The organism is Streptococcus mutans, assembly GCF_006739205.1.
Taxonomy (GTDB): Bacteria; Bacillota; Bacilli; order Lactobacillales; family Streptococcaceae; genus Streptococcus; species Streptococcus mutans.
Window position 1 is genome coordinate 533,968 of sequence record NZ_AP019720.1, and the last position, 26,817, is coordinate 560,784.

General features: G+C 38.0%; 23 protein-coding genes and 2 pseudogenes. 22 read left to right on the plus strand and 3 right to left on the minus strand.

From position 1 onward, the window contains the following. Window positions 1-109: 109 nt before the first annotated feature. Both rnr and smpB read left to right on the plus strand, forming a co-directional pair. Window positions 110-2,446 (plus strand): ribonuclease R, encoded by a 2,337-nt coding sequence (rnr, locus tag FNL60_RS02960; protein ID WP_002280315.1) that lies wholly within the window; start codon window positions 110-112, stop codon window positions 2,444-2,446. Continuing rightward, window positions 2,409-2,876, plus strand: coding sequence for an SsrA-binding protein SmpB (gene smpB / locus FNL60_RS02965; protein WP_002273676.1), 468 nt, complete (start codon window positions 2,409-2,411; stop codon window positions 2,874-2,876). Before rnr ends, smpB begins: the two co-directional genes overlap by 38 nt. A 53-nt stretch (window positions 2,877-2,929) precedes the next feature. On the opposite strand, the gene gloA is transcribed toward smpB, so the two are convergent. Beyond that, complete coding sequence (gene gloA, locus FNL60_RS02970; RefSeq protein ID WP_002280314.1) at window positions 2,930-3,322, minus strand: lactoylglutathione lyase; 393 nt, start codon at window positions 3,320-3,322, stop codon at window positions 2,930-2,932. Between the two features lie 35 nt (window positions 3,323-3,357). Beyond that, window positions 3,358-4,023, minus strand: coding sequence for an NAD(P)H-dependent oxidoreductase (locus FNL60_RS02975; protein ID WP_002280313.1), 666 nt, complete (start codon window positions 4,021-4,023; stop codon window positions 3,358-3,360). A 94-nt stretch (window positions 4,024-4,117) separates the two neighbouring features. Here FNL60_RS02975 and FNL60_RS02980 point away from each other — a divergent pair. From FNL60_RS02980 to FNL60_RS03020, 9 genes and pseudogenes are all read left to right on the plus strand, one after another. Continuing rightward, a pseudogene (locus FNL60_RS02980) lies at window positions 4,118-4,351 on the plus strand (carbonic anhydrase precursor). Between the two features lie 4 nt (window positions 4,352-4,355). Further along, on the plus strand, window positions 4,356-5,789 hold the full coding sequence (locus FNL60_RS02985; protein ID WP_002280312.1) for a 6-phospho-beta-glucosidase: 1,434 nt from the start codon (window positions 4,356-4,358) through the stop codon (window positions 5,787-5,789). A 231-nt stretch (window positions 5,790-6,020) separates the two neighbouring features. Next, window positions 6,021-6,338, plus strand: coding sequence for a PTS cellobiose transporter subunit IIB (locus FNL60_RS02990; protein ID WP_002262789.1), 318 nt, complete (start codon window positions 6,021-6,023; stop codon window positions 6,336-6,338). A 44-nt stretch (window positions 6,339-6,382) separates the two neighbouring features. Then, the gene (locus FNL60_RS02995; protein WP_002262790.1) at window positions 6,383-8,374 is read left to right on the plus strand and encodes a BglG family transcription antiterminator; all 1,992 of its coding nucleotides are present in this window, start codon (window positions 6,383-6,385) and stop codon (window positions 8,372-8,374) included. Further along, window positions 8,374-8,685 carry a PTS cellobiose transporter subunit IIA gene (locus tag FNL60_RS03000; protein ID WP_002262791.1) on the plus strand — a complete coding sequence of 104 codons (312 nt, stop codon included), beginning with the start codon at window positions 8,374-8,376 and terminating at the stop codon, window positions 8,683-8,685. The genes FNL60_RS02995 and FNL60_RS03000 overlap by 1 nt, the downstream gene beginning before the upstream one ends. A 19-nt stretch (window positions 8,686-8,704) precedes the next feature. Continuing rightward, window positions 8,705-9,222 (plus strand): annotated as a pseudogene (locus FNL60_RS03005) (hypothetical protein). Between the two features lie 15 nt (window positions 9,223-9,237). Further along, window positions 9,238-10,596 carry a PTS cellobiose transporter subunit IIC gene (celB, locus tag FNL60_RS03010; protein WP_002262793.1) on the plus strand — a complete coding sequence of 453 codons (1,359 nt, stop codon included), beginning with the start codon at window positions 9,238-9,240 and terminating at the stop codon, window positions 10,594-10,596. 265 nt (window positions 10,597-10,861) lie between these two features. Continuing rightward, a complete protein-coding gene (locus FNL60_RS03015) occupies window positions 10,862-11,632 on the plus strand; it encodes a carbonic anhydrase (protein WP_002268260.1) in 771 nt (256 codons plus the stop codon). Window positions 11,633-11,758: 126 nt separating this feature from the next. Then, window positions 11,759-12,340 (plus strand): CDP-archaeol synthase, encoded by a 582-nt coding sequence (locus FNL60_RS03020; protein ID WP_002262795.1) that lies wholly within the window; start codon window positions 11,759-11,761, stop codon window positions 12,338-12,340. 115 nt (window positions 12,341-12,455) lie between these two features. Here the strand turns inward: FNL60_RS03020 and FNL60_RS03025 are convergent, their stop codons facing one another. Continuing rightward, entirely contained in the window at window positions 12,456-13,535 is a 1,080-nt protein-coding gene (locus tag FNL60_RS03025) for a M24 family metallopeptidase (RefSeq protein WP_002280310.1), read from the minus strand. 162 nt (window positions 13,536-13,697) lie between these two features. Here FNL60_RS03025 and ccpA point away from each other — a divergent pair, with 162 nt between their 5' ends. From ccpA to dnaX, 11 genes are all read left to right on the plus strand, one after another. Continuing rightward, the gene (gene ccpA, locus FNL60_RS03030) at window positions 13,698-14,699 is read left to right on the plus strand and encodes a catabolite control protein A (RefSeq protein WP_002266631.1); all 1,002 of its coding nucleotides are present in this window, start codon (window positions 13,698-13,700) and stop codon (window positions 14,697-14,699) included. A 147-nt stretch (window positions 14,700-14,846) separates the two neighbouring features. Then, window positions 14,847-16,307 carry an alpha-amylase gene (locus FNL60_RS03035; RefSeq protein ID WP_002278506.1) on the plus strand — a complete coding sequence of 487 codons (1,461 nt, stop codon included), beginning with the start codon at window positions 14,847-14,849 and terminating at the stop codon, window positions 16,305-16,307. A gap of 109 nt (window positions 16,308-16,416) precedes the next feature. Further along, a complete protein-coding gene (locus tag FNL60_RS03040) occupies window positions 16,417-17,415 on the plus strand; it encodes an LTA glycolipid anchor biosynthesis glycosyltransferase, IagA/BgsA family (RefSeq protein ID WP_002278505.1) in 999 nt (332 codons plus the stop codon). 1 nt (window position 17,416) lies between these two features. After that, window positions 17,417-18,751 carry a glycosyltransferase family 4 protein gene (locus FNL60_RS03045; protein ID WP_002269198.1) on the plus strand — a complete coding sequence of 445 codons (1,335 nt, stop codon included), beginning with the start codon at window positions 17,417-17,419 and terminating at the stop codon, window positions 18,749-18,751. A gap of 78 nt (window positions 18,752-18,829) precedes the next feature. Further along, complete coding sequence (locus FNL60_RS03050) at window positions 18,830-19,021, plus strand: hypothetical protein (protein ID WP_002266172.1); 192 nt, start codon at window positions 18,830-18,832, stop codon at window positions 19,019-19,021. After that, window positions 19,015-19,656 carry an adenylate kinase family protein gene (locus FNL60_RS03055; protein WP_002268572.1) on the plus strand — a complete coding sequence of 214 codons (642 nt, stop codon included), beginning with the start codon at window positions 19,015-19,017 and terminating at the stop codon, window positions 19,654-19,656. Before FNL60_RS03050 ends, FNL60_RS03055 begins: the two co-directional genes overlap by 7 nt. Then, window positions 19,653-21,602: a threonine--tRNA ligase gene (gene thrS, locus FNL60_RS03060; RefSeq protein ID WP_002280309.1), complete on the plus strand. Its 1,950-nt coding sequence runs from the start codon at window positions 19,653-19,655 to the stop codon at window positions 21,600-21,602. Before FNL60_RS03055 ends, thrS begins: the two co-directional genes overlap by 4 nt. Window positions 21,603-21,905: 303 nt before the next feature. Continuing rightward, on the plus strand, window positions 21,906-22,430 hold the full coding sequence (locus tag FNL60_RS03065; protein WP_002266169.1) for a TetR/AcrR family transcriptional regulator: 525 nt from the start codon (window positions 21,906-21,908) through the stop codon (window positions 22,428-22,430). Between the two features lie 118 nt (window positions 22,431-22,548). Further along, on the plus strand, window positions 22,549-24,318 hold the full coding sequence (locus tag FNL60_RS03070; protein ID WP_002280308.1) for an oleate hydratase: 1,770 nt from the start codon (window positions 22,549-22,551) through the stop codon (window positions 24,316-24,318). A gap of 316 nt (window positions 24,319-24,634) precedes the next feature. Next, on the plus strand, window positions 24,635-25,132 hold the full coding sequence (locus FNL60_RS03075) for a GAF domain-containing protein (RefSeq protein WP_002262805.1): 498 nt from the start codon (window positions 24,635-24,637) through the stop codon (window positions 25,130-25,132). Beyond that, complete coding sequence (gene dnaX / locus FNL60_RS03080; protein WP_002280307.1) at window positions 25,132-26,808, plus strand: DNA polymerase III subunit gamma/tau; 1,677 nt, start codon at window positions 25,132-25,134, stop codon at window positions 26,806-26,808. The genes FNL60_RS03075 and dnaX overlap by 1 nt, the downstream gene beginning before the upstream one ends. The last annotated feature ends 9 nt before the right edge of the window (window positions 26,809-26,817 follow it).

A 26,817-nucleotide genomic window follows, 5' to 3' on the forward strand; every position in this document is an offset into this window, starting at 1 on the left:
GTGGGAGTATACCAAGGTTACCACCTAAAATAAGAGAGTGATGGGAACCTTAATAATATTTTTAGGTTTTCTTCCTCTCTTTTTTTAAAATATTAAAGAAAGAATTGAAATGAAAGAAAAAATTATTACTTATTTAGAAGAGAAGGGAAAATCAAGTGTTGATGATTTAGCCAGCAGTTTAGATATGGCTGGTGCTCAAAAATTTCCTTCTCTTATCAAGGAGATTTCCAAGCTCGAAAGTAAGGGTAAATTGCGCTTTGAGCAAGATGGCACAATCTCACTTAGAAAGAAGAAAGAAAAGAAAGACCAAGTTACTGTTACAGGTATTTTTCGTGCTAATAAGGCCGGTTTTGGCTTTGTCAGTATCGACGAAGCAGAAGAAGATCTTTTTATCGGCCGTAATGATGTTGGTCATGCAGTTGATGGTGATACGGTAGAGGTAGCGATTAAAAAAGTTGCTAATCGCCTTAAAGGAACGGCAGCAGAGGCGCGTGTTGTTAAGATTGTTGAACACAGTTTAAAAACAGTTGTCGGCCGTTTTGTTTTGGATGATGAAAAGCCCCCTTATATTGGCTATATTAAGAGTAAAAATCAAAAAATTACACAAAAGATTTATATTAAAAAAGAACCCATTGTTTTAGATGGGACTGAGATTATTAAGGTAGCAATTGAAAAGTATCCAACACGGCGTTATGATTATTTTGTGGCCAGCGTTGAGGATGTGATTGGTCATCAGGACGATGTCGGAATAGATGTCTTGGAAGTTTTGGAATCCATGGATATCGTGTCTGAATTTCCTGACGCTGTTTTAAAAGAAGCCCAGTCCGTTCCGGATGCTCCCAGTGAGAAAGATCTGATCGGTCGAGTAGATTTACGCAAAGAGATTACTTTTACCATTGATGGGGCGGATGCTAAAGATTTGGATGATGCGGTTCATATCAAATTATTAGATAATGGCAATTTTGAACTCGGTGTTCATATTGCCGATGTTTCTTATTATGTTAAGGAAGGCTCAGCTTTGGATGGTGAAGCCCTAGCTAGAGGAACCAGTGTGTATGTGACTGACCGTGTGGTTCCTATGCTACCTGAACGTTTGTCTAATGGTATTTGTTCCCTCAATCCTAATCTTGACCGTCTGACGCAGTCTGCTATTATGGAAATTGATAAACACGGTCGTGTGCTCCATTATCAGATTACTCAAACTGTTATCAATACTAGTTTTCGTATGACTTACAGTGATGTCAATGCTATTATTGCAGGGGACAAAGAATTGACAGAGCAATACGATAAGATTGTACCGTCTATTCACTATATGGTGACCTTGCACAAGATTTTAGAAAAAATGCGTGAGAGACGTGGAGCCCTTAATTTTGATACCTCAGAAGCTAAAATTTTGGTTAATGATAAAGGCTTTCCTATGGACATCGTGCTACGCCAGCGTGGTTTAGCTGAGCGAATGATTGAGTCTTTCATGCTGGCAGCCAATGAATGCGTGGCTGAGCATTTTGCTAAGAAAAATCTTCCTTTTATCTACCGAATCCATGAAGAACCTAAGGCTGAAAAGTTACAGAAATTTATGGACTATGCGAGCATTTTTGGTGTCAGTATTCAGGGAACAGCCAGCAAAATCAGTCAGACAGCTCTGCAAGATTTTATGAAAAAAATTGAAGGGCAGCCGGGCAGTGAAGTTCTTTCCATGATGTTACTGCGCTCCATGCAGCAGGCGCGTTATTCTGAGTATAATCATGGTCATTATGGTTTGGCAGCGCAATACTATACGCATTTTACCAGTCCAATCCGCCGTTACCCAGACCTTTTGGTGCATCGCTTGGTGCGTGAATACGATAAAGCGAATTCTGAAAAAGTGGAGCATTTTGCACAAATTATTCCTGAAATTGCGAGTCAAACCAGCAGTTTGGAACGTCGTGCCATTGATGCTGAGCGTGTTGTTGAGGCCATGAAAAAAGCAGAATATATGGAAGAATATGTGGGGCAAGAATTCACTGGTGTTGTCTCCAGTGTTGTCAAATTTGGTCTTTTTGTAGAGATGCCTAATACCATTGAAGGTCTCATTCATATGACGACCCTACCAGAATTTTATCAGTTTAATGAACGCACTTTAAGTTTGCACGGTGAGAAATCTGGTAAGGTTTTCCGAGTTGGTCAATCCATCAAAGTAAAAGTGCTTAAGGCAGATAAGGAAACAGGGGATATTGATTTTGCCTATCTTTCAAGTGATTTTGATGTCATTGAAAAGCTCTCTCGATCGAAAAAAGAGAAGTCGCGCCGTTCACGTCGCAGTGGCGACAGCAAAACGAAGGCTAATAAGCGTAGCAAACAATCAGCTCTTTCACAAAAGAAGAAAAAGAAGCCTTTTTATAAGGAGGCAGTAAAGAAGGGAGGCAAGCATGGTAAAGGCCCAAGGAAACGTCGTCGCTCAAAATAAAAAAGCCAGACATGACTATGAGATTCTAGAAACTTATGAAGCAGGCATCGTGCTGACAGGAACTGAGATTAAGAGTGTTCGTGCGGCAAGAATTACTCTCAAAGATGGTTTCGCTCAGGTTAAAAATGGTGAGGTTTGGCTAAATAATGTCCATATTACACCTTATGAACAGGGTAATATCTGGAATCAGGATCCTGATCGTACCCGTAAGCTCCTCCTTAAAAAGAGAGAAATTGCAAAATTGGACAATGAACTCAAAGGGACAGGGATGACCTTAGTTCCTCTTAAGGTTTATCTCAAAAACGGCTTTGCTAAGGTTCTCATCGGGCTTGCCAAAGGAAAACATGATTACGACAAACGTGAAACCATAAAGCGCCGCGAACAAGATCGCGACATTAAACGGCAAATGAAGCAGTTTAATGGGAGATAAATATAAAAAAGAGCCAAACATTTTTGTCTGGCTCTTTCTATAGTTAAATGGCTTTATTTTTCCTGAAATTGTTTGAGACGGATAACTTCGATCTTATAGCCATCGGGGTCTGTGATGAAGTAGTACATCTTTGGCTTGCCGGGCAGACCTGAAAGGTCTGTCACAGTGTAGCCGGCTTTTTGATGCGCTTGATGAGTCGCTTCAAGGTCATCAACACCGACAGCGATATGACCATAGCCATTGCCAAGGTCATAAGCTTCGTGATCGTAATTGTAAGTTAATTCTAACTCATAGTCGGGGTCGTCTTCTAGTTGCAGATAAAGCAGAGTAAATTTGTATTCAGGAAAATCATTGCGGCGAACTTCTTTGAAGCCTAGTGCCTCTTGATAAAATTTAAGCGAAGCGTCTAAGTCCTTAACACGGATACAGGTATGTAAAAATTTCATTGGAATTTCCTTTCTTTTTTGTTAATAGCAGAGCTTTAATCTGACCAGGAGATAACTTCTTGGCGCGGTTTGCGGCTGCGAGGATGTTTGGGATCACGCAAGCGATAACCAAAAGAAATCATATTAGCGATTCCTTCTTTTTCAGGATCAATGAGCCCTGCCTGAGCTAAGATAAGATTGGCTTTAGCATAATGAAAGCCTTCAATTGGGCAAGAATCAATGTCAATCATGCTGGCAGCAGTCATCATATTGCCCATGGCAATGTAAGTTTGCTTGGCTGCCCAATCAAAAAGGGAACGTTCATTGGTTAGCGCCAAATCGTTTTCTTGGAAAGTTTGATAGAGTTTGAGGCGGGCTTCCAAGGTTTCTTTGTCCTTTAAACCGCGACGGATTAAACTCTGACGAATATTTTCAGAATCGTAGCGAACATCCTTTCTAGCAATGGCGAGCACAAAATGGCTAGCAGTTTCTAGCTGATATTGAGCTCCCCAGGCAATTTCTTTGAGCTGCTTTTTGACCGCTTCATTTTCCAAAACGATAAAACGCCAAGGTTCAAGTCCGACAGAAGAAGGACTGAGCCAAGCACAGTCAAGAATGAAGTCCATGTCTTCTTTGGGAATTTTTTGATCATTATAAACACGTACGGCCACACGATGATCAAAAGCCTGACGGACTTGTTTTTTAATATCTTCTTTAGTCATAGTCAATCACTCCTTATTTTGATAAATTTATCATACCATAATTTTTCAAAAAAGAGGAATAAGATGCCAATTCTAGCTTTTATAGAGGTTGATTTTGATTGTCCTTAAAGAGCTGCAGAAGCTTGGCAGGGAATGGAAAGAACCAAGTCTTTTAAAGGGCCTGCCAGTACCGTAGCTCGCAGCTGAGATTAAATTATTTACGGCTGGATTTCAATTGGTAAGATGCTCAGGCTGCCCTAAGATGAGAATTTCCTTAGTCTTTAAGGAAATTTTTTCTATTTTAATTTTGAAATTGTTTGCTAAAATGAAAATAGGAAAAAGGAGGTAGAAGTATGTCTAAATTACCTGAAAATTTTCTCTGGGGCGGTGCGGTTGCTGCCCATCAGCTAGAAGGCGGTTGGCAAGAAGGAGGCAAGGGAATTTCTGTTGCTGATGTCATGACTGCTGGTCGGCACGGTGTTGCGCGTGAAATCACAGCCGGTGTTCTAGAAGGTAAGTATTATCCTAACCATGAAGCCATTGACTTTTATCATCACTATAAAGAAGATGTCAAATTGTTTGCCGAAATGGGCTTCAAATGTTTTCGGACTTCCATCGCTTGGACACGGATTTTTCCTAAGGGAGATGAAGCAGAGCCTAATGAAGCAGGTCTGCAATTTTATGATGACCTTTTTGATGAATGTCTGAAATATGGTATTGAACCCGTTGTGACCCTATCGCATTTTGAATTGCCTTATCACCTTGTTACCGAATACGGTGGCTTTACTAACCGAAAAGTAATTGATTTCTTTGTTCGTTTTGCTGAAGTTTGCTTTCGTCGTTATAAGGATAAGGTTAAGTATTGGATGACTTTCAACGAAATCAATAACCAAGCCAATTACCAAGAAGATTTTGCACCTTTTACTAATTCGGGGATTGTTTACAAAGAGGGAGATGACCGCGAAGCGATTATGTACCAAGCTGCTCATTATGAACTGGTGGCTTCTGCGCGTGCCGTTAAAATTGGTCATGCGATTAATCCCAATCTCAATATTGGGTGCATGGTTGCCATGTGTCCAATTTATCCAGCAACCTGTAACCCTAAAGATATCCTCATGGCTCAAAAAGCTATGCAAAAGCGTTATTACTTTGCGGATGTTCATGTCCATGGTTTTTATCCAGAACATATTTTCAAGTATTGGGAACGCAAGGCTATTAAGGTTGATTTTACTGAGCAAGATAAGAAGGATTTGCTTGAAGGAACGGTAGATTACATCGGCTTTTCATATTACATGTCCTTTGTCATTGATGCTCACCGTGAAAATAATCCTTACTATGATTATCTAGAAACAGAAGATTTAGTTAAAAATCCTTATGTAAAGGCTTCTGACTGGGATTGGCAAATAGATCCTCAAGGTTTGCGTTATGCTCTCAATTGGTTTACTGACATGTATCATTTACCGCTTTTCATTGTTGAGAATGGCTTTGGAGCCATTGATCAAGTTGAAGCTGATGGCATGGTTCACGACGATTATCGGATTGATTATCTGGGTGCTCATATCAAGGAGATGATTAAGGCTGTTGATGAAGATGGCGTTGAGCTCATGGGCTATACACCTTGGGGATGTATTGATCTGGTTTCAGCAGGAACAGGTGAAATGCGCAAGCGCTACGGTTTTATTTATGTTGATAAGGACGATGAAGGCAAGGGAACCCTCAAACGTTCACCAAAATTATCATTCAATTGGTATAAAGAAGTCATTGCTTCAAATGGAGATGACATTTAAGATTAATAAAAGCAACTGAAACTAAAAAAGTTTATCAGCAAATGATAAGTCAAAAATAGCATAACTAAAGAGAAGTTGACATGTTTTCCAGCTTCTCTTTTATTGTTACAGCGGAAAATAAAGAGGCTGTGTAAGGACTTTCCGTTTTCAATACGGAAAAACTGTGCGTTTACATTTTGTAAGCGCTTTTTTATAATGGGTATATAAGAAAATAAAGGAGATTAGAATATTATGGCAAAACAAGCTTTAATTATTTGCGCAGGCGGCATGTCATCATCAATGATTGCTAAAAAGACGATGGCCCTTCTTCAAGAACAAGGTGAAGACATTGAAATGGATGCAGTGGGTGTTCCAGAAGGGCAAAAACGCATTGAAGCAGACAACTATGACCTCTACCTTGTTAGCCCTCAAACAAAAATGAATTTTAAACAGTTGGCTGATGCAGCTGCTAAGAAAGATAAACCTATTGTTCAAATTCCACCACAAGCCTACGTTCCAATCCCAATGGGTATTGAAAAAATGGCTAAGTTGGTTAAAGAAAATATCTAGAGATAAGGTCACGGTGTCCTAGATGTCAAAATGGAGGTTATGGGGTGTTACATAAAAAAGAGACGCAAATTATCCAACTTTTGATTAAGGATGAGGGACAATTTATCACCAGTAAGGCATTAGCAGAACAGTTAAATTGTTCAGACAGGACGATTAGGACTTACTGCAAATTGTTGTCTGAGAAATTAAAGGACTATTCTGGTGTTGATATCATTTCTAAACAAGGTCAAGGCTATCAGTTCAATATTAAGGACAGAGAAAAGTATCTTCATTTTCTTGAAGACAATCATATCAATGATCACTTATTAACCTATAAGAAGGTCATTGATATTAATGACCGTTACAATTATTTGCTAAATAAGCTGCTATTTGAGCAAAATGAAATCTATTTTGATGACTTGGCGGATGAACTCTTTGTCAGCCGTTCTACTTTATCAAATGATTTTAAAAAAATAAGGAAACGCTTTGTTCCTTATCATTTAAAGATTGAAAGCAAGGCCAATAAAGGTGTTTTTGTGACAGGAACTGAACGTGACAAAAGACGCTTTATCATGGACTATTTCATTCATTCTGGTTTTATTAATACGATGCAGACTTATATTGACAATGAGCTGCTAAATCAGAAAATTTCTTTTGAAGAATTAACCATTATTGTTCTTGATGAGTGCCGTGAAGGTCATCTAAAGCTTTCAGATTTTGTGATTCAAAATTTGGTTATTCACATTGCTTTAGCGATTAGAAGGATAACGGAAGGCTTTCATATTGCCAAAATTTCAGATAAAACGGAGTTGAGCAATATGCCCGAAAGAGAAGTGGCCAGAAAAATTCTTAAACGGGTGACGCTGGCAACGCAGATTGAATTTCCAATAGAAGAGGTTGATTATATCACCCTGCATCTCATTTCAAAAAGCTATAATAATGCTCATTACATTTCAAATGACAATTTTGAGCAGATCCGTAAAGAGCTCGTCATGGCTATTGAGCAGCTTGAGCCCTGTTTGAAAAATGATTTTCAATTTATTGAAGGCCTGCTGGCACATCTTTCAACCATGCTTATTCGTTTGGAAGGTCAGATTAATTTAGAAAATCCTTTAACAGCAGAAATTCAAAAGAATTATCAGGTGAAATATCAATTAGCCCAAAAGTTAATGCACAGCATGCCGATTTTCAGTCCTTTTTCTTTCTCTGCAGATGAAATTGCCTATATTGCTCTGCATTTTATGGCAGCTACAGAAAGGCTCAAAGAAAAGAATAAGCATAATATTTTGGTCATTTGTGCTACTGGCTATGGTAGTGCTCAAATGCTGAAAAACCGAATTGAAAATGAACTGGGAAATCTGGTTCATATCACGGATGTTATTGGTTACTATGATATCAATGATGATAAGCTGAAAGATATTGATTTCATTATTTCTTCTATTGACCTCTCTAATCTGATATTTAATATTCCTGTTTTCACAGTTTCGGTTTTCTTGACAGAAGAGGAATTAAGTCGAATTAGACATGGTATTGCCCATATAGAAGCTTCCCCAACGGAGTTAGCGCCTGTTGGAGTTTCTCCTGCTGATTTATCATCTGATTTTGATCATTATTTTTCAAAAGATGCTTTTTTGCAACTGTCAGATGTTAGTAAAGAAGAAGTGCTAAAAAAGATGATTCTTAGTATTTCAAAAGGGGAAAAGAGTCATTTTGCTGACAAGATGGAAGAATTAATTTATCAGCGTGAGGCAATGAGCTCGGTGGTTTTCAGCGATACTATTGCTGTACCGCATCCGATAAAAGCAGTAGGCAACAGACATCACATAGCAGTAGCCATGATAAAAGATGGTCTGTTTTGGAATCAGGATTATCCCAAAATGAAACTGGTCTTTTTAACATCAATGTCTATTTATGACAATGATGGTTTACCCGAATTAGCTTCTTGCATTGCAACTTTGGTTGATCGACCAGATATTCAGCAAAAGATGCTGACTTGTCAATCATTTGAACAATTTAAAAAGTTATTTTTAAAACTAGAAGAAAAGGAAAAAGGTTGATGAATACAGAAGAATTACAAGTTGCCGCATTTGAAATTATTTTAAATTCTGGCAATGCGCGCTCAATTGTCCATGAAGCATTTGATGCAATGCGTGAAAAAAATTACATTCTAGCTGAACAGAAGCTTCAGGAAGCGAATGATGAACTGCTCAAAGCTCATCAAGCACAGACTGATCTACTGCAAGAGTACGCTAGCGGAACGGAAATTAAAATTGAAATCATCATGGTTCATGCGCAAGATCATTTAATGACAACCATGACACTTCGCGAAGTAGCTATTGAAATGTTGGAATTGTATAAAAAAAGTTGATTAGAAAGGAATTTGGTAAATGTGTCATCAATTAAGTAAAAAAACAAAAAAGCTCTTGATCAAGAATTGAAACGAAAGACGACCTTAAAAAATAATTTATTTTCTCGTTATCTGCTTTTTAGATATAGTTTGGCTCTATTTTTCTTTGTCAATCTTTATTGGACATTTCCTCTCATTTATAAGCCAAGTGTCTATGTTATTTTGCCAGTGAGTTTGTTAATACTAATTGTTTTAGCTTGTGCTGAACAATTTAAACTATATAGCCTTCAAGAAGTTTATTTGAGAAATACTGAACGGGTTTTCAAGACTCAAATAGTTGTTCAAATTTTATTATTAATCATCAACATTTTTCCTCAACAATTATCAGTGGCTATTCCTTTCTTTTCAAATAATATGGCAGCACATGTATTTCTTGCTGTATTTCAATTTTTGGGTTTGTTTATTTGCTGGTATAATCTTAAACGTATCAAACAAATCAAGAATAATGAAGACAAATTTTATAATCGTTTTTACAACCATATTGAAAAGTATATTTAATGGAGGACAAATTTAATGGATGAACAAAAAGGATTATTTGGTTTCCTAGATAAATATTTGATGGGACCGATGAGCATTATTGCTCAATATAAAGTTGTACGCGCTATTACAGCAGCGGGTATGGCTGTTGTTCCTTTTACCATTGTTGGTTCAATGGTTTTGGTTTTTAGTGTTTTACCGATATCGTTTTCTTTCTTGCCTATTGTCAAAGATATTTTTGCAGCTTCCTTTGATAAGTTTACTGCCTTATATATGATTATTAATTATGCAACTATGGGTTCCTTGTCGCTTTACTTTGTTCTAACTATGGGTTATGAGTTAACCAAAATTTATGCAGAAGAAGAGGAACTAAATATGAATCCTCTAAACGGAGCTCTGCTGTCATTATTCGCTTTTATCATGACTGTTCCACAAATTGTTTTTAATAATGGTTCCATGTCATCTGTGACAACTCTTAAAAAAGGAGCAGTTACTGTAGATGGCTGGGCAATGAGTAATGGTGTTACTCGATTTGGCACAACAGGGATTTTTACTGCTATTATCATGGGAATATTAACAGTTCTTCTTTATCGTCTATGTATAAAACGCAATTGGGTAATAAAAATGCCAGAAGCGGTACCAGAAGGGGTCTCTCGAGGTTTTTCAGCTTTAATCCCTGGTTTTGTCATTGCATTTGTTGTTATATTTATTGATGGTATCTTTATTTTTCTAGGAACTGATATTTTTGAAGCCATCTCTATTCCATTTAGTTTTGTTAGAAACTTAACTGGAACATGGATTGGTATTATGATTATTTATCTTCTAACCCAAGCACTTTGGATTGTTGGGATTCATGGCGCTAATATTATCTTTGCTTTTGTTAATCCAATTGCTCTTGCTAATATGGCAGAAAATGCTAAGGGAGCTCATTATATTGTTGCAGGTGAATGGTCCAATATGTTTGTTATCGCTGGTGGATCTGGTGCAACTCTTGGACTTTGTATTTGGTTAGCAACTCGTTCTAAGTCTGAACAATTGAATGCTATTGGTAAGGCATCTGTTGTACCAGCTATTTTCAATATTAATGAACCTTTAATTTTTGGTATTCCAATTATCTATAACCCAGCACTTGCTATTCCATTTATTTTAGCACCAATGACTTCTGCAACCCTTTATTATTTAGCAATGAAACTAGATTTGATTAAGGCAGTTTTTGCCAATGTTCCATGGCCAACACCGGTTGGTATTGGTGCTTTTATTGGTACAGGAGATTGGAAATCTGTCATTTTAGCTCTAATTTGTGCTGTAGCTGCTTTTCTTGTCTATTATCCATTCATTAGAAATTATGATAGAAAACTAGTCAAAGAAGAACGGGAAGCTTCAGCAATTGCTTAAAGATTGCTATCTTATTTAATCATAAGAAACTTTCAAAGGCATCTCGTTGGATGGTAAAATCCCATCTTGAGGTGCTTTTTTTGCTTTAAAATAAGAGAAGATAAGTTAATCAAGCTAATTCAAGACAAAAAAATTCTGAATATTCTTGACATTGTATTGAAATAGGAGTAAAATACGGCAAGTTGGCATTAAGTCAACCTAAAAGCTAGCTGACTTTCTCTTAGGATAAGAAGGTCAGTCATTGGAAAATAGAAAAGGGGAAAAAATGAAAAAGAAATTTATTTATCTTACTGTCCTTGTGGTTGTAGCGGTATTTTGCATAAGCACATTCTTGACATTAAAAGGAGATTCGCAGGATCGCGAAGCACATTGGAGTTATTCAGGCAGCACATCACCTGAACATTGGGGAGATTTATCAGATGATTATAAGGCTGCTAAAGATGGTAAGGAACAGTCACCAATCAATATCACTGGTGCCAAAGATGTTGACCTACCTTCCCTACAATTAAACAGTAAAAATTCCAAGGCTGAAGTAGAAAATAATGGTCATACCATCGAAGTTAAGTTAAAAAATAAGAAAAATACGCTGAAATTTAATGGGAAAACTTATACACTTGAACAATTCCATTTTCATGCGCCAAGTGAAAATCAAATTGATGGGAAAACCTACCCTTTGGAAGGTCATTTTGTTTACACAACAAAAGATAAGAAAATCACTGTCATATCTATTCTCTATCAGTATGGAAAAGAAAATAAAACCTTAAAGCAAGTTTGGAAGAAAATGCCTCAAAAGGCAGAGACAAAAAAGAACCTATCTCAACCTGTTGCTATCAGTCAATTATTCCCTAAAGATTTGGATTACTATAATTTTGAGGGTTCTTTGACGACACCGCCTTGTACAGAAGGGGTTAATTGGATTGTCTTTAAAAAGCAAGAAAATATCAGCAAGGCTCAAGTGAAAAAATTCTCGAAAACGCTTGGATTCAACAACAATCGACCTATTCAAAAATTAAATGGGCGTGAGATTAAAGAATAGTCTTTTCAACCATTGGGGACAATGAGGAAGTCTTTGTCTAATTTCTTTGTTTTGTCAGTATCTCATCTTGTACTACTTCTAAAAGAATGTGCTATAATAAGCTTATATTAAAAGAGGAGAAGCCCTTTGAAGACTATTGTGATGATGTATGTGACTGTCATGCCTGTTTTTTTGGCTGGGGTTGCCAATCGTTTTTTCTGCAAATCTGATATTTTAGCTTGGACTTATCAGCCTATTGATGGTGGTTTTACAATGTCTGATGGGAAGCGTATTTTGGGAGCCAATAAAACTTGGAAGGGTTTTTGGGGCATGATTACCTTGACGACTTTTTGTCAGGTTATTTGGGGATTCATCTTAGGAATCATTCCGCATTTGCTCACTTTTTCATTAGTGAAAAGTTATCACAATGATATTTTTTTCAATCTGTTTATAGGATTTCTAATGGGAAGTGCTTATGTTTTATGTGAATTACCCAATAGTTTCATTAAACGACGCTTTAACGTTTCGCCAGGACAATTAGCGAGTGGAAATGCTAGGTGGGTCTTTTTGTTTGCAGATCAGATTGTCCCTTTCTTAGGAAGTATTGCTGTTGTCGCAATCTTTAGTCCCATGACGTTTTCTTATTATGTTGGTTATGTTCTTTTAGCTGCTATAACTCTTTTTGCGATTAACAGTCTGATTCTATTTGTTGAAATGAAAAGAAAATAATGGCACTCATTTCCATTTAATTTAATTATTTAAAAAAAGCCTATCCTCTCGGTGCTAAATAAAGCACTAAGAGGATAGGCTTTTTTTATCATTTTCTTTTTCTTTTGAGCATAACTTAGAAATAAAGTAGTTCTTTTGGCGTTTGGGTAAAGACTTCAAAACCATTTTTGGTGACATGACCGCAATCTTCAATACGAACACCAACTTTTTCAGGAATGTAAATGCCGGGCTCAACAGAGAAACACATGCCTTCTTCTAGGAGCATATCATTTCCCGCCATAATAGATGGGAATTCATGCAGTCCCATACCGATGCCGTGCCCGAGACGATGGTTGAAATAGTCACCATAGCCAGCCTTTTCGATAACAGAACGAGCTGCGGCATCCACTTGAGCAGCACTCACTCCCGGTTTGATGAAGTCAAGTGCTGTTAATTGGGCTTCTAAGCAAATATTATAAATATCCTTTTTAAACTGGTCAGGTTGGCCAACAGCAACAGTTCGTGTCATATCACTGACATAGCCTGTACTTTCAACACCTAAATCAAAGAGCAGCAAATGATTGTTTTCGATTTTGTGACTTGCTGGAAGGCCGTGAGGATTGGCAGCGTTACTGCCTGTTAATACCATCGTTTCAAAACTCATTTTATCAACGCCTAGTTTTTTCATTTCAAATTCAATCTGAGCGATAATATCTGTTTCTGTGGCATTAAGGGAAATACTATCAAAACCAATTTGAACAGCCTTGTCTGCAAGCTCTCCAGCGATTAATAATTTTTGAATTTCGTCAGCTGATTTAATCAGGCGCATACGATTGATTAAAGGAGTTAAGTTGGTGAATTGACCTGAAAAAATTGTTTCAAGTCCCTTAAATTTCGTTACATTTAAGTTGTCAAATTCCAAGGCAATTTTAGAATAATTCGTTTTAGGCAATAAGGTCTTAATTTTTTCCCAAGGATTTTCAAAATCAAGATAGCCAGTCACCGAAATATCTAATATACTTTTTGCTCTTAAAGCATCAAGTTCAGGTAAAAAAAGCAGAGGTTCTTGATCTGCAAAGAGGAAGAGGAACATAAGGCGTTCATGCGGATCACTATAAAAACCTGTTAAATAATTAATGGAGACAGGATCTGAAAGGACAGCAACTTCGATACCTTGCTTTTTGAGTTTTTGAACAATCTGTGCTAATTTTGACATATTAAAACCTTCTTTCCTTTCTATTTTTCCAAAAAAGATCAAAAAAATCAAGCTAATTCTAAGTTTTTCATAAAACTTGCACTCTTTTACTTGAAAGTGTTTTCAAATAGTGTTAGAATACCAATGGAAGCGTAATTTTCAAAACAGAAAGGATGATACAAGATGAACACAGATGACACAATCACTATTTATGATGTTGCCCGTGAAGCGGGAGTGTCCATGGCAACTGTCAGCCGTGTTGTGAATGGAAATAAAAATGTTAAAGAGAATACCCGCAAAAAAGTCCTAGAAGTCATTGACCGTCTTGATTATCGGCCAAATGCTGTGGCGCGTGGTTTGGCAAGTAAGAAAACGACTACGGTAGGTGTGGTTATCCCTAACATTGCTAATGCTTATTTTTCTATTTTAGCTAAGGGAATTGATGACATTGCAACCATGTATAAATATAATATTGTACTGGCTTCAAGTGATGAAGATGACGATAAGGAAGTCAATGTTATCAATACTTTATTTGCTAAACAGGTTGATGGTATTATTTTTATGGGACATCATTTAACTGAAAAAATTCGCGCTGAATTTTCACGAGCACGGACACCGGTTGTTTTATCAGGTACTGTAGATCTGGAGCATCAACTCCCCAGTGTTAATATTGATCATAGTAAGGCAGCACAAGATGCCGTAGCTTTATTGGCCAAACATCATGATAAGATTGCTTTTGTATCGGGTCCCCTTATTGATGATATCAATGGCAAGGTACGTCTGGCTGGTTATAAAGAAGGCCTGAAAAAGAAAGGATTGCCTTTCAAAGAAGGACTTGTTTTTGAAGCTCAATATAAGTATCAAGAAGGATATCAGTTAGCGCAGCGTGTCATTAATTCAGGCGCAACAGCTGCTTATGTTACTGAGGATGAGTTGGCTGCTGGGCTGTTAAATGGTTTGTTTGCTGCTGGTAAGAAAGTCCCAGAAGACTTTGAAATTATCACGAGTAATGATTCTACTATTGCGCTTTATACTCGTCCTAATATGACATCTATCAGTCAGCCGATTTATGATTTAGGAGCAGTTGCTATGCGCATGTTAACAAAGATTATGAACAAGGAAGAATTGGAAGAAAAAGAAATTGTTCTTAATCATGGTATCAGAGAAAGAGGAACAACTAAATAGGACAGAAGTTTCTTTAAAACCATTTTACTGATGAGCTAATCCAGTGAGATGGTTATGTTATAAATTATCAGATATAGTCTGTTTTACAGCACAGTCAAGGAGTCTAGAAGTTTATATTCTGGACTCTTTTCATAAAAGGGAGCAATCATGACAAATGAAACAATGATGCAGTATTTTGAATGGTATTTGCCAAACGATGGTAAGCATTGGCAGCATTTAGCTGAAGATGCCAGTCATCTTAAGAATATTGGGATTAGCAAAGTTTGGATGCCACCGGCTTTTAAAGGAACGGGTTCCAATGATGTTGGCTATGGCGTTTATGATCTTTATGATCTGGGTGAATTTAATCAAAATGGAACTGTCAGGACCAAGTATGGCAGCAGGGAAGATTATCTCAATGCTGTGAATGCTCTGAAGGAGCAGGAAATCATGCCTATTTCCGATATTGTCCTTAATCACAAGGCCAATGGTGATGCCAAAGAAAGATTTCAAGTGGTTAAAGTCAATCCCAGCAACCGTCAAGAAAAGATTTCTGAACCTTATGAGATTGAAGGTTGGACCCAGTTTAACTTTCCGGGCCGACAGGATAACTACAGCGATTTCAAATGGCATTGGTACCATTTCACTGGCGTTGATTATGACGCTCTTCATAATGAAAATGGTATCTACATGATCCTAGGTGATAACAAGGGTTGGGCCAGTCAGGAAAATATTGATCAGGAAAATGGTAATTATGATTACCTGATGTATGATGATATTGATTTTAAACATCCTGAAGTACAGGAGCACTTGCGAGATTGGGTTGCTTGGTTTTTGGAAACAAGTGGTGTCGGTGGTTTTCGTTTAGATGCTATTAAACATATTGATAAGACTTTTATGGCACAATTTATTCGTTATATTCGTGAGCATCTTAAAGCAGACCTTTATGTTTTTGGTGAGTACTGGAAAGACAGTCATTTCGATATTACCGATTATCTTCATAGTGTTGACTTGCAATTTGACCTGATTGATGTTATGCTGCACATGAGTCTCTTTGAGGCTGGTCAAAAAGGTTCTGATTTTGATTTGTCAACGATTTTAGACGATAGTCTGATGAAAAGCCATCCTGATTTTGCTGTTACTTTTGTTGATAATCATGATTCCCAAAGAGGGCAGGCTTTAGAGTCAACGGTTGCAGAGTGGTTTAAACCTTTAGCTTATGGTTTGATTTTGTTGCGTCAAGAGGGGATTCCTTGTGTCTTTTACGGTGATTACTATGGTATTTCGGGTGAATTTGCTCAGGAATCTTTCCAGACTGTTTTAGATAAACTGCTTTATATCAGGCAATACCATGTTTATGGACCGCAAGAAGATTATTTTGACTATGCCAATTGTATTGGCTGGACTTGTCTGGGAGATGAAGAGCACCCTGATGGTGTAGCTGTTATCATGTCTAATGGGGAAGCCAATTGCAAACGTATGAATATGGGAGAATTTAATCGGAATAAGGTTTTTGTTGATTATCTTAATAATTGTACAGAAGAAGTGATTTTAGATGATCAAGGCTGGGGTGATTTTCCAGTTCAAGAAGCTTCCTTGTCAGCTTGGGTTAATAAAGATGCTCATTGATAGGAAACTTGCTCAGGAGATTTAGGATGACTTATGGCATGTTTGAGTCTATTCTGCTCTTGACAGTACTAGGTGGCATCTCAAATGATTTAGTGATATAATTAAAAGCATGAAAGTTTTATTGTATTTGGAGGCGGAGCATTACTTGAGAAAATCAGGTATTGGTCGTGCCATCAAACATCAAGAACGCGCCTTGACTTTGGCAGGAATTGATTACACAACCAATCCTGAAGATGATTACGATTTGGTTCATATTAATACTTATGGTCTGAAAAGCTGGCGCTTAATGAAACGTGCTAAGAAGGCTGGGAAAAAAGTTATTATGCACGGTCATTCAACCGAAGAAGATTTTAGGAATTCTTTTGTTGGTTCTAATTGGATTGCTCCATTTTTTAAAAAATACCTTTGCCGCTTTTATAAAGAAGCTGATGCTATTATCACACCAACACCTTATTCAAAACGGCTCATTGCAGGATATGGGATTACCAACCCTATCTATGTTGTCTCAAATGGTATTGATTTAGCGCGCTATGTTCCTGATCAGGCTAAGGAAGCCGCTTTTCGTCAGCATTTTCAGTTAACTGGTGACGAGCAGGTTGTTGTATGTGCGGGTCTTTACTTTAAACGCAAGGGAATTGAAGATTTTATTAAAGTAGCCCAAAGAATGCCTCATGTGCGTTTTATTTGGTTTGGCGAAACGAATAAATGGGTTATTCCCCATGACGTCAGAGCTATTGTTGCTAAGAAGCATCCTGATAATGTTACTTTTGCAGGTTATATAAAAGGCGATGTTTTCGAAGGAGCAATGAGCGGTGCTGATGCTTTCTTCTTTCCAAGTCTTGAAGAAACTGAAGGCATTGTTGTTTTAGAAGCCTTAGCTAGTCATCAGCATGTTATTTTAAGAGACATTCCTGTTTATAAAGGCTGGATAACTGATGAAGCAGTTGAGTTTGCAACAACGGTTGAAGGATTTGAAGAAGCTATTCAAAAGGTTCTTGATGGTCACAGTCAAAAGACAGAGACAGGTTATTTAGTCGCCCAAAGTCGTAATATTGATAAGGTGGCTCATGACTTGGCTCAAGTCTACCAAAAAGTTATGGAGGGGTAGGATGCGTGTAGGTCTTTTTACAGACACCTATTTACCACAGATTTCAGGTGTTGCAACGAGTATCAAAACCCTAAAGGAAGAATTAGAAAAACAAGGACACGAGGTTTATATCTTTACAACGACTGATAAACATGTTAAACGTTATGAAGATCCAACCATTATTCGCTTACCCAGTGTTCCTTTTATTTCTTTTACCGATCGTCGAATTGTTTATCGGGGACTCTTTGAATCTTATAAAATTGCTAAAACTTATAAATTAGATATCATTCATACGCAGACAGAATTTAGTCTGGGACTATTGGGCAAAATGGTTGGCAAGGCCTTACGGATCCCTGTTATTCATACTTACCATACCCAGTATGAAGATTATGTTCGCTATATTGCTAATGGCAAGCTTATCCGTCCAAGTATGGTAAAATATATTGTTCGTGGTTTTCTCAATGATTTAGATGGGGTTATTTGTCCCAGCCGTATTGCCTTAAATTTATTAGATGGTTATTCTGTCAAGATTCCCAAGCGAATTATTCCAACAGGCATTGACTTGAGAGAATACGAGCGACCAGACATTAGTCAAGAAGATATTGCCAAACTTAGAGAAAAATGGGCTATTGCTAGTGATGAAACTGTCTTATTGAGTCTGTCAAGGGTTTCATATGAAAAAAATATTCAAGCTCTGCTTGCTAATATGCCAAAAATCTTATCTAACAATCCTAAAGTGAAGTTGCTTATTGTCGGAGATGGCCCCTATCTTGAAGAGTTGAAAGAACAGGCTCAAGATTTAGCCGTCATGGACAATGTTATTTTTACAGGAATGGTGAGTCATAATGAAACAGCTCTTTATTACAAGGCAGCTGACTTCTTTATTAGTGCGTCAACTAGTGAGACGCAAGGGCTGACCTATGCAGAAAGCTTAGCTAGTGGTAAGCCGATTATCGCTCAGTCCAATCCTTATTTAGATGATCTTATCACAGATAAGATGTTTGGAACGCTTTATCAAACAGAGTCAGATTTAGCCGATGCTGTTTTAAATGCTATCGTTTCAACTCCAGCTAAGCAGGAAAAGGTCTGGCAGAAAAAACTATATGAAATTTCAGCAGAAGCCTTTGGCAAATCAGTTTTTGCATTTTATCTGGATATGATTATTTCCAAAAAGGCTAAGAAAAAGGAAAAATGGTCCTTGGCAGTCGAAGGAAACCGAACAGATACTTCAATTAGAATTGTCAAGTCAACCATTAAACTGCCTGCAACAGCTCTTAAAAAGACCGCTAAAACTTCCGTTAAAGTGATTAAAGCGCCTGTGCGTATGGTTAATGCTATTAGAGATTTCCTTGATTAACAGACTTGAAAAATTCCCAAATCCTGCTATAATAATTTTTGGAGACAAGTTAGGTGTGTTCGGTCTTAAAGAGAGCACTTGGCAGCTGAGAAAGTGCAGGCCTATCATTTAATACTACTCCCTAATTTTTTATGTAAACATAAAACGGTGGCTACGTTAGAGCCGATTCGAGGTGTAAGTCTTTTGACTTGCATAAATGAAGGTGGAACCACGTTGCGACGTCCTTTTTGGATGTCGTTTTTCTTTTGTCAGAAAGAGGGAGAATGGTGATTTATATGATTGGCGGATCGCCTTGTAGTGGGAAGTCAACAATTGCTTCACTTCTTGCTAGACAGTATCAGCTGCTTCATATCAAGCTGGATGATTTGGTAGACGAGATGATGAGTCAAGCAAGTGCAGACTCACAGCCGATTTGCCTTCTTAGACAGGACAGAAATCCGGAACAAATCTGGATGAGAAATCCAGAAGAGATGGCAGATGAAGAATGGCGCTTTTATGAAGAGATTTTTCCTTATATAAAATCTTACTTGATAAAAAATCAAGATAGACCACTCTTGGTTGAGGGGGCAGGACTTTTGCCTCACTTGGTAAAGGAGCTTGAATGGCCAGCGTCTTCCTATCTATGCTTGACTCCGACAGCTGATTTTCAGAAAAAGCATTATAGGCAGAGAGAATGGGTTTCTTATGTCTTAGAGGGAACAACCAATCCTGAGCAAGCTTTTGAAAACTGGATGCAGCGAGACATTCTTTTTGCCCAAATGGTTCGTAAGGAAGCGATGAGATTAGGCTATTCTAGCCTCATGACAGATGGTAGTCAATCAGAAACGCAGACTGCGGAAGAGATTGCTCGGCTCTTAAAATTATCCAATATAAATGAAATAGATATTAAAGGAGAAAACACATGATTAAGATTACTTTCCCAGATGGCGCTGTGCGCGAATTTGAAGCTGGTGCAACAACGTTTGAAATTGCTGAGTCTATCAGCAAGTCTCTTGCAAAGAAAGCTTTGGCTGGTAAATTTAACGGTCAGCTTATTGATACAACACGCGCTATCACGCAAGATGGCAGCATTGAAATTGTGACACCTGACCACGAAGATGCTTTAGACATCTTGCGCCACTCGGCAGCTCACTTGTTTGCGCAAGCAGCTTGCCGTCTTTTCCCAGATATTCACTTGGGTGTCGGTCCAGCTATTCAAGATGGTTTCTACTACGATACGGACAATGAAGCAGGGCAAATTTCCAACGAAGATCTTCCTCGTATTGAAGAGGAAATGAAGAAAATCGTCAAAGAAAACTTCCCATCAGTCCGTGAAGAAGTCACTAAGGATGAGGCACGCGAAATTTTCAAAAATGACCCTTACAAACTCGAATTGATCGAAGAACACTCAGAAGATGAGGGCGGTTTGACCATCTACCGTCAGGGCGAATATGTGGATCTCTGCCGCGGACCGCACGTGCCGTCAACCGGCCGTATCCAAGTCTTTCATCTACTTAACGTGGCTGGTGCTTACTGGCGCGGTGACAGTAACAATGCTATGATGCAGCGTATTTATGGTACCGCTTGGTTTGATAAGAAAGATCTCAAAACTTACCTCAAACGCCTTGAAGAAGCTAAAGAACGCGATCATCGTAAATTAGGTAAAGAATTAGATCTTTTCATGATTTCTCAAGAAGTTGGTCAAGGTTTGCCGTTCTGGCTACCAGATGGTGCAACAATCCGTCGCATCATTGAGCGTTACATCACTGATAAGGAAGTCGCTTCGGGCTATCAACATGTCTACACACCACCAATTGCCTCTGTTGACCTTTACAAGACCTCAGGTCACTGGGATCATTACCGTGAAGATATGTTTCCAACTATGGACATGGGAGATGGTGAATCCTTTGTTTTGCGTCCGATGAACTGTCCTCATCACATTGAAGTTTATAAGAATCATGTGCATTCTTATCGTGAATTGCCAATTCGTATTGCGGAACTTGGGATGATGCACCGTTATGAAAAATCAGGTGCTTTATCGGGACTTCAGCGTGTGCGTGAAATGACACTAAATGATGGTCACACTTTTGTTGCTCTTGATCAAGTGGAAGATGAGTTTAAGCGTACCCTCCAATTAATTATTGATGTCTATGAAGACTTCAATTTAACAGATTATAGTTTCCGTTTATCTTATCGTGACCCTAATGATACCCATAAATATTTCGATGACGATGAAATGTGGGAAAAATCGCAGACCATGCTGAAAGCTGCTATGGATGATATGGGCTTAGATTATTACGAAGCAGAAGGCGAAGCAGCTTTTTACGGACCAAAATTGGATATCCAAGTCAAGACTGCTCTTGGCAATGATGAAACTTTGTCAACGATTCAATTGGACTTCTTGCTGCCAGAGCGCTTTGAATTAACCTATATTGGTGCTGATGGCGAAGAACATCGACCAGTCATGATTCACCGCGGTATCGTTTCAACCATGGAACGCTTCACAGCTTACCTTATTGAAACCTATAAAGGAGCTTTTCCAACTTGGTTAGCTCCGCATCAAGTAACTGTCATTCCAATCTCAAACGAAGCTCACATTGACTATGCTTGGGAAGTTGCTAAAGAACTGCGTGACCATGGTATTCGCGCTGACGTAGATGACCGTAATGAAAAAATGCAGTATAAGATTCGTCAAAGTCAGACTAAGAAAGTACCTTACCAACTCATTGTTGGTGATAAAGAAGTGGAAAGCGGTACCGTTAATGTCCGACGTTATGGCAGCAAGCAAACGCATACGGAAAGTATCGCAGAGTTTAGAGAGAACATTTTAGCTGATATCAAGCGTAAATCACGCCCAGACAACGCTAAATAAGATGGTCTAAGTTGTGACGGAATTTTCTGAATTTCGAATAAGTTCTTTAGCTAAGTTCCATAGGAGGGAGGAACTTGGTGTGCTGCGCATATGGATTAGGGAGTTGCAAAGAAGTCAGGAAGTTGAAATCGGCTGATGCTAAATAAGAGAGACTGAAGTTCCATTGGGCTTTCAGTCTTTTTTGTCTAGTAATTTGATATATTGATGTTTTTTGGTGAAATCAGAACAATCCGCTTGTCTACAATAAAATAACAGTCAGGTTTCAAGTGATTATGATACAATAAATGAAGAACTGGAGGTCTTATGAACAATTTAACAGAACAAGCTTTTGCTAGAGCTTTGAAAGAAATCATGGCAAAAAAATCTTTTGATAAGGTGACCGTAACCGAGCTCGTTCGATTTTTAAATGTTAACCGACAAACTTTCTATTATCACTTTAAAGATTTATATGATTTATTAGAATGGATCTATATCACAGATGGCGAAAAAATGATTGGTGATAAACGAACGACTGTTTCTTGGCAGGAGGGTCTATTAGCAATATTTCAGTATATTCAAGATAACGAAGCCTTTGTCCGTAACACTTATCATTCCATTAATCGCAATTATTTGGAACATTTTTTATATGATAGAGCCTACAGCCTTATTAGACCAGTTATTGAAGAAAATGAAGTTCAAACGCAGCTTAGTGAAGCCGATATTGATTTGCGCGCACATTTTTATAAATACGGTCTGGTTGGTTTTATCTTAGATTGGATCGATTCAGGACTGCGTGAAAATCCAGAAGATTTAACACAGCGTATTTATCATTTACTGGAAAGTTTATAGTTAGACAATTAAAAAGTTCTGTCAGATTTTTAGGCAGCCCTTTTTTATTGTCTATTTTTTTGGATCTGCAAAAGGTGTTAAATAAGATTATAAAATAATAGATGAGGAGTTAACAAGTATGTATTATTCAAATGGTAACTATGAAGCCTTTGCTCATCCACAAAAATCTGAAAATGTTGATGGGAAATCAGCTTATATTGTTGGAAGCGGCTTAGCGGCTCTTTCTACAGCAGTTTTTCTTATTCGTGACGGACAAATGGCTGGAGAACGCATTCATATTCTTGAAGAATTATCTCTTCCTGGTGGCAGTATGGATGGTATTCGTAATGAACGTTTAGGTTACATCATTCGCGGTGGTCGGGAAATGGAGCCTCACTTTGAAGTCTTATGGGATTTATTTCGCTCTATCCCTTCTCTGGAAAATCCCAAACACTCTATTTTAGATGAATTCTACTGGCTTAATAAAAAGGATCCAAGTTTTGCTAAAACACGTGCCATCTATGAGCGTGGAAAGGCAATACCAGATGACGGTCAGTTGACCTTATCTCAAAAAGCAGTTAAGGAAATTTTTGATCTTGTTCTAACACCGGAAAGTCATCTGCAAGATGTTCAGATTGATCAAGTCTTTAGTGAAGATTTCTTCAACTCTAACTTCTGGCTTTATTGGAGTACCATGTTTGCTTTTGAACCATGGGCCAGTGCTATGGAAATGCGCCGTTACCTCATGCGATTCATTCAGCATGTTGGGACTTTGAAAAATCTCTCATCCTTAAAATTCACACAATACAATCAATATGAATCATTGATCTTACCACTAGTAGCTTTTCTCAAAGACCATAATGTCAATTTTAGCTATCAGACTGTTGTCACTAATATTTTAGTCAATCGTTCTGGCAGTGATAAGCTTGCTACTAAAATTGAAATGACTGTTAATGGTCAAGAAAAAAGTATTGCTTTAAGTAGAGATGATCTTGTTTTTGTCACCAATGGCTCCATTACAGAAAGTAGTACTTACGGTAACAATAATCATCCAGCTCCATTAACGCACGATCTTGGTGCCAGTTGGCAGCTGTGGAAGAATTTAGCTGCACAAGATAGTGATTTTGGATGTCCCGAAAAATTCTGTGAAAATATCCCTGATGCTAATTGGACCATGTCTGCTACAATAACTTTTACAGATCAACGCATTGCTAAATACATTGAACAGATTAACCAAAAGGATCCTTATAGTGGCTCTATTGTAACCAGCGGACCTACCAGCATTAAAGATTCTAGTTGGTTGCTTGGCTATTCTATCAGTCGACAACCACATTTTAAAGAACAAAAGAAAAATGAGCTTGTTATCTGGCTCTATGCTCTCTATACTGATCGCAAAGGAGATTATGTCGCTAAACGGCCTGATGAATGTACAGGGATTGAAATGTGTGAAGAATGGCTTTATCATATAGGAGTTCCTGAAAATACTATTCATGAACTAGCCTGTTCGGCCTCGACGATCCCTTGCCATATGCCTTATATAACAACGTATTTCATGCCGCGAACAACTAACGATCGCCCACTTGTTGTGCCAAAAAATAGTAAGAATTTAGCTTTTATAGGAAACTATGCTGAAACACCGCGAGATACGGTTTTTACAACAGAATATTCTGTCAGAACTGCTATGGAAGCTGTTTACACTTTACTTGAAGTTGATCGTGGTGTCCCTGAAGTGTTTGCTTCAACTTTTGATATTCGCATGCTACTTAATGCGCTTTACTATCTCAATGGTCAAAAATCTTTAATAGAAATTGATTTTCCTTGGGTGGAAAAAGCAGCCCTTAAAGAAGCTCTCAAAAAGGTTAAAGGAACATACATAGAAGAATTATTGAAAGATTATCATCTGATTTAGAAAATTTTCTATCTGAAGATTCTAAAGGCAGACATCTATGATTACTGCGCAATCGCTCATAAGGGTTAAAAAAGCAGCAGTTCTCATTAGAAGATAAGTTCAATGAAGACTTTCTAGCTACAGCTTTTTAAAAATGAATTTGTTTGCAAGATGATGTTTTTTTGACTGAGATTGTATCTATTAATGAACAAGTAGTCATATTATCAACGTTCAATCTTTTATCAAAATTATCAAGTAATGCTGTTAAAAACATAATGAAGTCATTAAAGACTTTTTAATAGTCGCTCCTAAAGCTGTTTTTTGTTATAATAGTCTTATGAAAAATCAAGAAAAAATTTCGGCTTATCAAATTTTACTGGCTCAGGCACAATCGATGTTTGCCAATGAAACAAATGCTTTGGCCAATTTAGCCAATGCTACAGCCATGCTGAATAAGACTCTTCCTAATGCCATCTTTACAGGATTTTATCTTTTTGACGGTGAAGAACTTGTCTTAGGTCCTTTCCAAGGTGGTGTCTCTTGTGTACGTATTGCTCTTGGAAAGGGTGTCTGTGGTCAGGCTGCTGCCAAAAAACAAACACTTATCGTAGGAGATGTCACCAAGCATGATAATTATATTTCCTGCGATTCAGCCGCTATGAGTGAAATTGTTATTCCTATGGTAAAAGACGGTCAGCTTATTGGTGTGCTGGATTTAGATTCACACTTAGTCGGTGATTATGATGTTATCGATCAAGGCTATTTAGAACAATTTGTGACAATTCTTCTGGAAAAAACAAATTGGCATTTTGACATGTTTGGAGTGAAAGACTGATGTACCAAGCGCTTTATCGAAAATATCGAAGTCAGATTTTTGATGAAATGGTAGGGCAGGAAGTTGTGGCAAAGACCTTAAAACAGGCTGTCGCTTCAAAGAAGATTAGTCATGCCTATCTTTTTTCTGGACCAAGGGGAACAGGAAAAACCAGTGCTGCTAAGATTTTCGCCAAAGCCATGAACTGTCCTCATCAGGCAGACGGGGAACCTTGCAATAACTGTGATATTTGCCATGATATTACCAACGGAAGTCTGGAAGATGTGATAGAAATTGATGCTGCTTCTAACAATGGTGTTGATGAGATCCGTGAAATTCGTGATAAGTCAACCTATGCTCCTAGCCGTGCCACTTACAAGGTCTATATCATTGACGAAGTACACATGCTCTCAACAGGGGCTTTCAATGCCCTTTTGAAAACTTTGGAAGAACCAACAGAAAATGTTGTCTTTATTTTGGCAACAACTGAATTACATAAAATTCCAGCTACTATCCTTTCACGTGTTCAACGTTTTGAGTTCAAAGCTATCAAAACCAAGGCCATAAAAGAGCATTTGGCAGACATTCTCAAAAAAGAAGGCCTCAGCTTTGATGAAGAAGCTTTAAGTTTGATTGCCAGACGTGCTGAAGGGGGGATGCGTGATGCCCTGTCCATTTTGGATCAGGCTCTTAGCTTAACGAATGATAATGATGTTTCGCTAGAAATAGCTGAAGAAATCACTGGTAGTATCAGCTTAAGAGCACTAGATCAGTATGTGGCTGACCTTTTGGCACATGAAACTCAGCAGGCACTTAGTGATTTAGATACTATTTTTAACAATGGCAAGAGTATGAGCCGTTTTGCGACAGATCTTTTAAATTATCTGCGTGACCTTCTGGTTGTCCAAGCGGGCGGAGAAAACACGCATCATGGAGAAGCATTTGACAAAAATCTTACCTTATCACAAGAGACTATTTTTCAAATGATTGACGTTGTGACCAAAAGTCTACCGGAAATCAAAAACGGAACACATCCCAAGATTTATGCGGAAATGATGACCATTCGCCTATCTGAAAATAACCAGAAAGTTCATTCAGTTCAAGATTTACCGGATAATGTTGCTCAAGAAATTGAAGCGCTCAAATCGGAGATTAAAGAACTCAAAAAAAGCTTGCAATCTCTGGAAAAAGGCAAGCCTTTCAAAGTGACCAAGGTTCAAAAGACTTCCTTCCGCTATAAAGTGGATAAGGACAAGGTCATGACCATTATGCGAGAAACCGTGGCAGATAGTCAAAAATCGCGTGAGTATTTAGAAGCCCTCAAAGGTTCTTGGAATGAAATTTTAGACAGCATTTCACCTCAAGACCGAGCCCTTTTAATGGGGTCTGAGCCTGTTCTTGCTAACAGCGAAAATGCTATCTTGGCCTTTGATGCTGCCTTTAATGCCGAACAAGCTATGAAACGCTCAGATCTCAATGCTATGTTTGGCAATATCATGAGTCAGGCTTCTGGCTTTTCCCCAAAAATTATGGCTGTGCCAAGAGCTGAGTTTGATGCCATCCGTAGCGAATTTGCTCATAGCCTAAAGGCAGACAAAGATGATTCTCAAGAAGAAACAACAGAAGCAACAAAAGAGTTTATCCCCGAAGGCTTTGACTTCTTAGCGGATAAAATTGTCCTTGAAGAAGAGTCATAATCAAAAAAA

Excerpts from the sequence above, each read along its gene's own strand:
- rnr (WP_002280315.1), top strand. The coding sequence starts at position 110 with ATGAAAGAAAAAATTATTACTTATTTAGAAGAGAAGGGAAAATCAAGT.
- smpB (WP_002273676.1), top strand. The coding sequence starts at position 2,409 with ATGGTAAAGGCCCAAGGAAACGTCGTCGCTCAAAATAAAAAAGCCAGA.
- gloA (WP_002280314.1), bottom strand. The coding sequence starts at position 3,322 with ATGAAATTTTTACATACCTGTATCCGTGTTAAGGACTTAGACGCTTCG.
- FNL60_RS02975 (WP_002280313.1), bottom strand. The coding sequence starts at position 4,023 with ATGACTAAAGAAGATATTAAAAAACAAGTCCGTCAGGCTTTTGATCAT.
- FNL60_RS02985 (WP_002280312.1), top strand. The coding sequence starts at position 4,356 with ATGTCTAAATTACCTGAAAATTTTCTCTGGGGCGGTGCGGTTGCTGCC.
- FNL60_RS02990 (WP_002262789.1), top strand. The coding sequence starts at position 6,021 with ATGGCAAAACAAGCTTTAATTATTTGCGCAGGCGGCATGTCATCATCA.
- FNL60_RS03000 (WP_002262791.1), top strand. The coding sequence starts at position 8,374 with ATGAATACAGAAGAATTACAAGTTGCCGCATTTGAAATTATTTTAAAT.
- celB (WP_002262793.1), top strand. The coding sequence starts at position 9,238 with ATGGATGAACAAAAAGGATTATTTGGTTTCCTAGATAAATATTTGATG.
- FNL60_RS03015 (WP_002268260.1), top strand. The coding sequence starts at position 10,862 with ATGAAAAAGAAATTTATTTATCTTACTGTCCTTGTGGTTGTAGCGGTA.
- FNL60_RS03025 (WP_002280310.1), bottom strand. The coding sequence starts at position 13,535 with ATGTCAAAATTAGCACAGATTGTTCAAAAACTCAAAAAGCAAGGTATC.
- ccpA (WP_002266631.1), top strand. The coding sequence starts at position 13,698 with ATGAACACAGATGACACAATCACTATTTATGATGTTGCCCGTGAAGCG.
- FNL60_RS03035 (WP_002278506.1), top strand. The coding sequence starts at position 14,847 with ATGACAAATGAAACAATGATGCAGTATTTTGAATGGTATTTGCCAAAC.
- FNL60_RS03040 (WP_002278505.1), top strand. The coding sequence starts at position 16,417 with ATGAAAGTTTTATTGTATTTGGAGGCGGAGCATTACTTGAGAAAATCA.
- FNL60_RS03045 (WP_002269198.1), top strand. The coding sequence starts at position 17,417 with ATGCGTGTAGGTCTTTTTACAGACACCTATTTACCACAGATTTCAGGT.
- FNL60_RS03055 (WP_002268572.1), top strand. The coding sequence starts at position 19,015 with ATGGTGATTTATATGATTGGCGGATCGCCTTGTAGTGGGAAGTCAACA.
- thrS (WP_002280309.1), top strand. The coding sequence starts at position 19,653 with ATGATTAAGATTACTTTCCCAGATGGCGCTGTGCGCGAATTTGAAGCT.
- FNL60_RS03065 (WP_002266169.1), top strand. The coding sequence starts at position 21,906 with ATGAACAATTTAACAGAACAAGCTTTTGCTAGAGCTTTGAAAGAAATC.
- FNL60_RS03070 (WP_002280308.1), top strand. The coding sequence starts at position 22,549 with ATGTATTATTCAAATGGTAACTATGAAGCCTTTGCTCATCCACAAAAA.
- FNL60_RS03075 (WP_002262805.1), top strand. The coding sequence starts at position 24,635 with ATGAAAAATCAAGAAAAAATTTCGGCTTATCAAATTTTACTGGCTCAG.
- dnaX (WP_002280307.1), top strand. The coding sequence starts at position 25,132 with ATGTACCAAGCGCTTTATCGAAAATATCGAAGTCAGATTTTTGATGAA.